Origin of the sequence: Aliidongia dinghuensis (assembly GCF_014643535.1) — a bacterium.
Lineage (GTDB): Bacteria > Pseudomonadota > Alphaproteobacteria > ATCC43930 > CGMCC-115725 > Aliidongia > Aliidongia dinghuensis.
The window spans coordinates 306,168-315,374 of record NZ_BMJQ01000005.1 but is presented as its reverse complement, the minus strand read 5'-3'; the positions used below and the strand labels follow the sequence as shown (position 1 = coordinate 315,374).

General features: G+C 69.4%; 7 protein-coding genes. 5 read left to right on the top strand and 2 right to left on the bottom strand.

All coding sequences use genetic code 11. The features are described from left to right. Window positions 1-44: 44 nt before the first annotated feature. The 4 genes from ftsZ (at window position 45) to recN (ending at window position 5,585) form a co-directional block, all read left to right on the top strand. Window positions 45-1,622 (top strand): cell division protein FtsZ, encoded by a 1,578-nt coding sequence (gene ftsZ, locus IEY58_RS11970; protein WP_189045925.1) that lies wholly within the window; start codon window positions 45-47, stop codon window positions 1,620-1,622. A 275-nt stretch (window positions 1,623-1,897) separates the two neighbouring features. Next, entirely contained in the window at window positions 1,898-2,824 is a 927-nt protein-coding gene (gene lpxC, locus IEY58_RS11965) for a UDP-3-O-acyl-N-acetylglucosamine deacetylase (RefSeq protein WP_189045923.1), read from the top strand. 144 nt (window positions 2,825-2,968) lie between these two features. Beyond that, window positions 2,969-3,790: an outer membrane protein assembly factor BamD gene (locus IEY58_RS11960; RefSeq protein ID WP_189045921.1), complete on the top strand. Its 822-nt coding sequence runs from the start codon at window positions 2,969-2,971 to the stop codon at window positions 3,788-3,790. A 127-nt stretch (window positions 3,791-3,917) separates the two neighbouring features. Next, window positions 3,918-5,585 (top strand): DNA repair protein RecN, encoded by a 1,668-nt coding sequence (recN, locus tag IEY58_RS11955; protein ID WP_189045919.1) that lies wholly within the window; start codon window positions 3,918-3,920, stop codon window positions 5,583-5,585. Here recN and IEY58_RS11950 read toward each other — a convergent pair. Both IEY58_RS11950 and IEY58_RS11945 read right to left on the bottom strand, forming a co-directional pair. Beyond that, the gene (locus IEY58_RS11950) at window positions 5,582-6,022 is read right to left on the bottom strand and encodes a GlcG/HbpS family heme-binding protein (RefSeq protein WP_189045917.1); all 441 of its coding nucleotides are present in this window, start codon (window positions 6,020-6,022) and stop codon (window positions 5,582-5,584) included. The genes recN and IEY58_RS11950 overlap by 4 nt on opposite strands. After that, a complete protein-coding gene (locus IEY58_RS11945) occupies window positions 6,016-6,915 on the bottom strand; it encodes a CPBP family intramembrane glutamic endopeptidase (protein WP_189045915.1) in 900 nt (299 codons plus the stop codon). The genes IEY58_RS11950 and IEY58_RS11945 overlap by 7 nt, the downstream gene beginning before the upstream one ends. A 163-nt stretch (window positions 6,916-7,078) precedes the next feature. Here IEY58_RS11945 and ligA point away from each other — a divergent pair, with 163 nt between their 5' ends. Then, window positions 7,079-9,175, top strand: coding sequence for an NAD-dependent DNA ligase LigA (gene ligA, locus IEY58_RS11940; protein ID WP_189045913.1), 2,097 nt, complete (start codon window positions 7,079-7,081; stop codon window positions 9,173-9,175). Window positions 9,176-9,207 lie beyond the last annotated feature (32 nt).

The following is a 9,207-nucleotide window of genomic DNA, read 5'->3' as shown; positions in this document are numbered from 1 at the left end:
CGTAACCAAAGCCCGACGGCCCGTGCCCTGACCCGGAGGAACCGATGACCATCAACCTCAGCATTCCCAAGGAATTCAGCGACCTGACCCCTCGCATCATGGTGGTCGGCGTCGGCGGCGCCGGCGGCAATGCGGTGAACAACATGGTCCGCGCCAACCTGGTCGGCTGCGAGTTCATCGCCTGCAACACCGACGCGCAGGCGCTGCAGCATTCGCTGGCCGACCGCAAGGTGCAGCTGGGTCAGTCGGTGACGCGCGGCCTCGGCGCCGGCGCCCGGCCGGACGTCGGCCGCCAGGCCGCCGAAGAGGCGACCGAGGAGATCTTGGGCCACCTCAATGGCTCGAACATGGTGTTCATCACCGCCGGCATGGGCGGCGGCACGGGCACGGGCGCTGCCCCGGTCATCGCCAAGATGGCGCGCGAGAACGGCATCCTGACGGTCGGCGTCGTCACCAAGCCGTTCCAGTTCGAGGGCACGAACCGCATGCGGCTCGCCGAGGCGGGCATCGAAGAACTGCAGAAATTCGTCGACACGCTGCTCATCATCCCGAACCAGAACCTGTTCCGCGTCGCGAACGAACGCACGACCTTCGCCGAGGCCTTCAAGATGGCCGACGACGTGCTCTATGCCGGCGTGCGCGGCGTTACCGACCTCATGGTCATGCCGGGCCTCATCAACCTCGACTTCGCCGACATCCGCGCCGTCATGAGCGAGATGGGCAAGGCGATGATGGGCACGGGCGAGGCCGCGGGCGAAAAGCGCGCGATCGACGCGGCCGAGGCCGCGATCTCGAACCCGCTGCTCGACGATGTCTCGATGCGCGGCGCCAAGGGCGTGCTGATCAACATTACCGGCGGCTCGGACATGACCCTCTTCGAGGTCGACGAGGCCGCAAACCGCATCCGCGAGGAAGTCGATCCGGAAGCGAACATCATCTTCGGCTCGACCTTTGACGAGAAGCTCGAAGGCAAGATGCGCATCTCGGTCGTGGCGACCGGCATCGACGCCGAGGTCTCGAACGCCGCCCGCGCCGCGGCGGCGGCCCAGGCCGCAGCCCAGCAGCGGGCCGCGGCGCTGACGCCGCTCGCCGCCACGGTCGAAGCCCAGCCGGAGCCCGTCATGGCCCGGCTCGACGAGCCGGCCTCGATCGCGGCGCTCACGCGCAAGGCTGCGACCGCCGTCCATACCATGGGCGAGTTGCCGGTCCAGACGGCGCAGCGGGCGCCGGCAGCACCCGTCGAGCAGCGTTTCGCCGACCCGCGCGTTGCCGAACAGCGCCCGGCCGCCGAGGTGGCGGGCGATGCGTTCCTGGCGCCGCGGCCGATGCAGCCGATGGTGAGCCGCAACGAGGCCGACATGCCGCTGGGCGCACTGCGTGCCACCCAGCCGCAGCCGGCACCGAAGCCGCGTCAGGCGGCTCCGAGCCTGTTCCAGCGCATCATCGGCCGCGGCCATGCCGAGCCGCCGCGCGCGGCGCAGCCGGCCCCGCGGCCCCAGCCGCAGCAGCAGCCCCAGGCGGCACCGCGCCTGGGTGCGATCGACCCGGCCGAGCGGGCGCCGCAGAGCAGCGAAGAGGATTACCTCGACATTCCGGCCTTCCTGCGCCGCCAGGCGAACTGAGCGGCATCGGCATACCGCATCACGAAGGGCGTCGCCGGCTCCGGCGGCGCCCTTGCCATGTGGGCGCCATGCAGGCAGTTGCGCATACCGGTGCCGACGGTGACACACGGCCACAAGACCCGCCCACAATAGATTGTTTTTGCTTATAATTTTTCCAACACGCACTGCAACATTCGTTCATCAAGAGTGATTTGTTGCAGACTGGTCGGTTGGTTATTCATTACGCACCAAGGAAGGGCGAGTTCTCTTCCAGCAAAACAAATCTAGGTTTCGTCATGTTTCACAAGGGTGCCGTTCTGCAGAAGACGCTGAAGGCGCCGATCCACTGCACGGGGGTCGGGCTGCACAGTGGCGTCAAGGCTGCGATCACCCTCCGCCCGGCGCCGGCGAACACTGGCATCGTGTTCCGCCGCCTGGACGTCGAGGGCGCACCGGTGGAAATCCCGGCGGACTGGCGCCGCTCGGTCGAGTCTGCGCTGTGCACGCCGCTGACTGACGACAAGGGCATCTCGATCATGACGGTCGAGCATCTGATGTCGGCGCTCGCCGGCTGCGCCATCGACAATGCGATCATCGACATCATCGGGCCGGAAGTGCCGATCATGGATGGGTCGGCGGCACCGTTCGTCTTCCTGATCGAATGCGCCGGCACGATCGAGCAACTGGCGCCGCGCCGTTTCGTCAAGGTGCTGAAGCCGGTCCGTATCGAGCAGGGCCAGGCATCCGTGACGCTTGCGCCGGGCGAGGGCTTCTCGGTCGATTTCACCATCGACTTCGCGAGCAAGGCCATCGCTCGCCAGTCGACCCGCGTCACGGTCGATCCGGGCACGTTCAAGAGCGAGATCAGCCGCGCCCGCACCTTCGGCTTCCTGGCCGAGGTCGACCAGCTGCGTGCCGCGGGCCTGGCGCGTGGCGGCTCGCTCGACAACGCCATCGTGATCGATGGCGACGAGGTGCTGAACGACGGCGGCCTGCGCTATCCGGACGAATTCGTGCGCCACAAGGCGCTCGATGCGATCGGCGACCTTTATCTGGCCGGCAACCCGCTCATCGGCCGGTTCGAGGGTATCCGGTCGAGCCACGCGCTCAATCGCCGGGCGCTCGAGGCCCTCTTCGCCGACGATGAGGCCTGGTGCTACGTGACGCTGGCGGACGCCCAGCCGATCGACGCCTGGCAGGAACCGGCGCGCGCCACCGCCTGAACGGTTTCCGCCCGAATGGTTTTCTGGCGCCGAGGCGCGGCACTCCGCCGCGGCGCTCGCGGAAGCCGGATGACTGTGCTAAGAGACCCGCTTCTGCCGGCGGGTCGAGACCGCCGGGCGTCAATGTAAGGACCATGTAGCGGGATGCTGAGACTTCGGACCGGCCGCGTTCTGGCCGCCCTTGCTCTGGTGTGCGGGCTGGGCCTCGCCGGATGCTCCGATGTGAGCACGGACGCCTACAAGGACCAGCCGGTCGAGGTGCTGTACAACGACGCCGTCGACCAGATGGCCGATCAGCGTTGGGCCGCTGCCGGCAAGCTGTTCGACGAGGTCGAGCGGCAGCATCCCTATTCGGTCTGGGCGACCAAGGCGCAGCTGATGCAGGCCTACGTCCAGTACCAGGCCGGCAAGTACGACGACGCCATCACCGCCGCGGACCGCTTCATCCAGCTGCATCCCGGCCATCGCGACGTTGCCTACGCCTATTACATCAAGGCGATCTCGTACTATGAGCAGATCGTCGACGTGCAGCGCGACCAGCACGACACCGAGTTGGCCCTGAAGGCGCTCGACGATGTCGTCACCCGCTTCCCCGACTCGCGCTACGCCCGCGACGCGCGGCTCAAGCTCGACCTGACGCGCGACCATCTGGCCGGCAAGGAGATGGAGATCGGCCGCTATTACGAGCGGCAGGGCCAGTATGTCGCGGCCATCAATCGCTTCCGCAAGGTGATCGGCGACTACCAGACGACGAGCCACGTGCCGGAGGCTTTGGCCCGCCTCGCCGAATGCTACACCGCTGTCGGCCTCAACGAGGAAGCCAAGCAGACCGCGGCGGTGCTGGGTTACAATTACCCGGACAGCGAATGGTACCAGGACACGTACGACCTGGTCGGCGGCCGCCGGGTCGTGGCCGAAGACAGCAAGCCCGGCTGGTTCAGCCGGACCTTCAGCTCGATCTTCTGACCCTCGATCGTCTGATCCCCTTTCGCCTGGCCGGGGGCGGCGCGCCCATGCGCCGCCGCTAGCTCCCGTCATCGTTCGCCTGTATGGTCGGCCGTGCCATGAAGCCGCCCTGCGTGTCGCCCGCCCCATGCTCTTGAGCCTGACGATCCGCGACGTCGTTCTGATCGAGCGGCTGGATCTGGCCTTTCCCGCGCATCTTTCGGTGCTGACCGGCGAGACCGGTGCCGGCAAGTCGATCCTGCTTGACGCGCTCGGTCTGGCGCTCGGCATGCGCGCCGAGAGCGGCCTCGTCCGGCGCGGGGCCCAGCAGGCGATCGTTGCCGCCGAATTCGACATCGGGCCCGGCCATGCCGCGCGCGCCATCCTCACCGAGCAAGGCATCGACGCGGAGGACACGCTCGTTCTGCGCCGGGTTTTGGGCGCCGACGGCCGCTCGCGCGGCTTCGTCAACGACCAGCCGGTCGGCGTCGGCCTGCTGAAGCAGCTGGGCGACACGCTGGTCGAGATCCAGGGCCAGTTCGAGCAGCGCGGCCTCATGGACCCGGCCAACCATCGCACGCTCTTGGACGCCTTCGCCGGCGCACGCGACATGGGTGACGCGGTGCGCACCGCCTGGCAGGCCTGGCGCGGGGCCCGCGACGCGCGTGAAGCGGCCAAGGCGGCACGGACCAAGGCCGCGGCCGACGAGGAATATCTGCGTCATGCGCTGAGCGAGCTTGATGCGCTGAAGCCGCAGCCGGGCGAGGAAACGCTGCTCGCTGAACAGCGCGCGCGCCTCATGCACAGCGCCCAGGTGGCCGAGGCGATGACGGCCGCGGCCCAGGAGCTGGCGGGCGAGCGCGGGGCGGACCATGCGCTCAACGTCGCGGCCCGCGCGCTTGAGCGCGTGCGCGACAAGGCCGGCGGCGTGCTCGACGGCGCCATCGCGGCGCTCGAGCGGGCGCTGGTCGAGACCGAGGAGGCGCGCGCCGCCCTCGACCAGGCGATGCGCGACCACGAGCGCGACGGCGATCTCGAGAGCGTCGAGGAGCGGCTCTTCAACCTGCGGGCCCTCGCCCGCAAGCATGGCGTCGCGGTCGATGGGCTTGCCGACCTGCGCGACGACATCGCCCGGCGCCTCGGCATGCTTGAGGACGGCGAGGCCGGGCTGAAGCGGCTCGCCAAGGACGAGGCGGAGGCGCGCGCCCGCTACACGGCGGCGGCCGAGCGGCTGACCCGGCTGCGCCAGGGTGCGGCCCAGAAGCTCGACCGGGCGGTGCAGGCGGAGCTGGCGCCGCTCAAGCTCGACCGGGCGCGCTTCTCGACCACGATCGCGCCGTTGGCACCCGACGACTGGGGCGCCGACGGCGCCGAGCGCGTGGCGTTCGAGGTCGCAACCAACCCTGGTGCCGCGCCCGGGCCGATGACCAAGATCGCGTCCGGCGGCGAGCTGTCGCGTTTCCTCCTGGCGCTCAAGGTCGTGCTGGCGCGCGTGTCGAGCGTGCCGACCATCGTGTTCGACGAAGTCGACAGCGGCATCGGCGGCGCTGTCGCGGCCGCCGTCGGCGAGCGGCTCGCCCGCCTCGGCCAAGAGCTGCAGGTGCTGGTCGTGACCCACAGCCCGCAAGTGGCCGCCCGCGGTCGCCATCATTGGCGCGTCGCCAAGAACCAGGCCAAGGACACGACCGTGACCCGGGTCGAAAGCCTGGACGAAGCCGAGCGGCGCGAGGAGATCGCCCGCATGCTGTCCGGCGCCAGCATCACCGAAGAAGCGCGCGCCGCGGCGCAGAGCCTGCTCGCGGCCGGCGCCGCCTAAGCCGGCATCTCGCCGCCGGGATCGGCGACCAAGCCCGCCGCCGCGATGCCGGCGAGCGCGCAAGCCTCGTCCTGGTCCGACCGATCGCCGCTGATGCCGACCGCACCCAGGATGCGGCCGGCCTGATCGCGGATCAGCACCCCGCCCAGCACCGGCACCATGTTGCCGCCGGCGAGCTCGGTCAGCGTCGCGAAGAACGCCGGGTTGCCGGCCGCCCGGCGGGCGAGCTCGCGGCTGCCGAAGCCCATGCCGAGCGTGCCCCAGGCCTTGGCGGTCGCGATCTGTGGCCGCAGCAGGCTCGACCCATCCTCGCGCTTCAGCGCCACCAGATGGCCCCCGGCATCGAGCACGGCCACGGTCAGCGGCTGCAAGTTGCGGCGCCGGCCTTCAGCAAGCGCCATGTCGATGATCTGGGTCGCCGCGGCGAGCGTCAGCATGGCACCTCCACGGCAGGTGCCCGGCGTCGGGGCAGAAGCCGCCCGGCACCGACGGCACGCGTCAGCAAGAACAGGCCGAACAGCAGCCAGAGCACGAACCCAGGCAGCGAGGCCTCCGGCCCGAAGGCCCCGCCGGTGAGCCAGGCCGGGCCCTCGACCCGGGCATCGATCAGGCTCGGGAAGGACGTGCCGGAATCGAGCAGGCCGAAGAGGGCGCTCTGGCCGAAGTTCCAGCCGAAATGCAGGCCGATCGGCAGCCAGAGCCGCCGGGTCGCAAGATAGGCAGCGCCGAGCGCCAAACCTGCGCCGAGCGTCAGCGCCGTGATCGGCCAGGCGCCCGCCCCCGGATTGTCGAGATGGGCCGCGCCGAACAGCACGGCCGAGAGTACCAGCGCCACCCAGCTGCCGGCCCAGCGCTCGAGGAGCCCCAGCACGAAGCCGCGGGCCAGCACCTCCTCCATCAGGGCCGCCCCGATCGCCATCAGGCTGGGCATCGCCATCTCGACCGGGCTGCGCCAGCCTGCAATGCGGTAGCCGCCCGCGGCGGCCAGCACGAGCACCAGCAGCGCCACGAAGCCGATACCGATCGCCGTCCCTGTGGCCGTTTCCCTGAGTGCCGGCCGCAGCGCCAGCTCCCGGCGCGGTCGGCGCTCGACGAAGCGGCCGTGCAGCCCGTAGGCCGCGAGCACGGCGAGGGCGAGCGCCGCATAGGTGAGCCATAACCAGATCGAATCGGGCGCCGCACTGGAGCCAAACAGCAGACGGTCGGCTCCGATCACCAAGCCGCCGCAGGTCACGACCAGGACCGTCGCCGCCAGCAGATAGACGAGCAGGCGCGGCAGCGAAATGCGTTCGATCGGGACGGGCGTCGTTTCGTCTGGGGGGGCAGGCAATATCGGCATCGGCCTAACTCAGCACGGCTGCGGCCATGCCGACAGAAAAATCTGCCGATGGCGAAATCTGATGGGCCCTTCGGGAGGTTACGCGGAGACCCCTTCTCCGTCCTGCCGCTTCGCGCTAGAGGAAAGGGCTCGTCCGTCCCGCTTCGGAGAAGACATGACCGCGCCCGCCATCCGTCACCTCTCGATCGACAGCGCGGCCCTGACCGAGGAGGAAGCCGCGGCGGCCATGGCCGACCTGGCGGCGGCGATCGACTATCACGGCGAGCGCTATCACGCCGAGGACGCGCCCGAGATCTCCGACGCCGAATATGACGCTCTCTTCCACCGGTTGCAGGAACTCGAGGCACGCTTCCCAGAGCTGATCCGCGCCGACAGCCCGACGAACCGGGTCGGCGCCACCCCGGCGGCCGGCTTCGGCAAAGTGCGCCACGCCATCCCCATGCTGTCGCTCGGCAACGCCTTCAGCCGCGAGGATGTCGAGGGTTTCGTCGACAGCGTGCGCAACTTCCTGGCCGAGCTGCGCGCCGATCCGAACCAGGCGCTCGAGGTCGTGGCTGAGCTCAAGATCGACGGCTTGAGCTGTTCTCTGCGCTACGAGAAGGGCCAGCTGGTCCAGGCGGCGACGCGCGGCGACGGGCAGGAGGGCGAGGACGTCACCGCCAACGTCCGCACCATCGAGAATGTGCCGCAACGGCTCAAGGGTGCCGCTCCCGACATTCTGGAGGTGCGCGGCGAGGTCTATATGACCGACGCGGATTTCATGGCCTTGAACGAACGCCAGCAGGAGGCCGGCGGCAAGCTGTTCGCCAACCCGCGCAACGCCGCGGCCGGCAGCTTGCGCCAGCTCGACCCGGCCATCACCAGGTCGCGGCCGCTGCGCTTCTTCGGCTATGCCTGGGGCGAGGTGAGCCAGCCGCTGGGCGCGACGCAGGAGGAGGCGCGCCAGGCGCTCGCAGGCTTCGGCTTCAGCCTGAACGAGCCGAGCCGGCTCTGCCGCTCGGTCGACGAGATGCTCGCCTTCTACGAGGACATCGGCAATGCCCGCGCCACGCTGGGCTTCTCGATCGACGGCATCGTCTACAAGGTCAACCGGCTTGACCTGCAGCAGCGCCTGGGCTTCGTCTCGCGCGCGCCGCGCTGGGCGATCGCACACAAGTTCCCGCCGGAGCAGGCGCGCACGAGGCTGAACGGTATCACGCTCCAGGTCGGTCGCACCGGCGCCTTGACACCGGTCGCCGAGCTGACGCCGATCAATGTCGGCGGCGTCATGGTCGGCCGCGCCACGCTGCACAATGAGGATTACATCGCCGACAAAGACATCCGGATCGGCGACATGGTCGTGGTCCAGCGCGCCGGCGACGTCATCCCGCAGATCGTCTCGGTCGTGCCGGACCTGCGGCCGGAAGGCGCCGAGCCGTGGCAGCCGCCGACCGAATGCCCGATCTGCCACAGTGCCGCCGTGCGCGAGCCGGGCGAGGCCAAGCGCTTCTGCACCGGCGGTCTGGTCTGCGAGGCCCAGGCGGTCGAGCGGCTGCGGCATTTTGTCAGCCGCGACGCGTTCGACATCGAGGGCCTCGGCTGGAAGACCGTCGTCGAGTTCCACGAGGCCGGGCTCATCAAGACGCCGGCCGACATTTTCCGCCTCAAGGCTTCTGACATCGAAGGGCGCGAGGGCTGGAAGGAACTGTCGATCTCGAAGCTCTTGAAGTCGATCGAGGCGCGCAAGATCATCCCGCTCGACCGCTTCATCCTGGCGCTCGGCATCCGCCAGGTCGGCCAGACCACGGCCCGGCTGATGGCGAAGCATTATCGGACGCTCGACCATTGGCGGGAGGCGATGAGCGCTGCGGCCGATCCGGAGAGCGACGCCTACCGCGAGCTCATGAACATCGACGGCATCGGCGGCGACACGGCGAAGGACCTGACCGACTTCTTCATCGAGGAGAACAACCGGGCGGCGGTCGACGATCTCCTGGGCGAGCTCGAGACGGTCGAGCCGTTCGTTCTCGCCGCGCGCGAGGGCGGCGTGCTCGACGGCAAGACCGTCGTCTTCACCGGGACGCTGGTCCAGCTGACGCGCGGCGAGGCCAAGGCGCGCGCGGAAGCCGCCGGCGCCAAGGTCACCGGCTCCGTCTCGGCCAAGACCGACTATGTGGTGGTCGGCGCCGACGCCGGCTCCAAGGCCGCAAAGGCGCAGGAACTGGGTGTAGCAACCATCAGCGAAGACGATTTCCTCGCCTTGATCGGGTGACGTCCCGACCCTCTCCCGCGAAGCGGTAGAGG

Excerpts from the sequence above, each read along its gene's own strand:
- ligA (WP_189045913.1), top strand. The coding sequence starts at position 7,079 with ATGACCGCGCCCGCCATCCGTCACCTCTCGATCGACAGCGCGGCCCTG.
- lpxC (WP_189045923.1), top strand. The coding sequence starts at position 1,898 with ATGTTTCACAAGGGTGCCGTTCTGCAGAAGACGCTGAAGGCGCCGATC.
- IEY58_RS11950 (WP_189045917.1), bottom strand. The coding sequence starts at position 6,022 with ATGCTGACGCTCGCCGCGGCGACCCAGATCATCGACATGGCGCTTGCT.
- recN (WP_189045919.1), top strand. The coding sequence starts at position 3,918 with ATGCTCTTGAGCCTGACGATCCGCGACGTCGTTCTGATCGAGCGGCTG.
- IEY58_RS11960 (WP_189045921.1), top strand. The coding sequence starts at position 2,969 with ATGCTGAGACTTCGGACCGGCCGCGTTCTGGCCGCCCTTGCTCTGGTG.
- ftsZ (WP_189045925.1), top strand. The coding sequence starts at position 45 with ATGACCATCAACCTCAGCATTCCCAAGGAATTCAGCGACCTGACCCCT.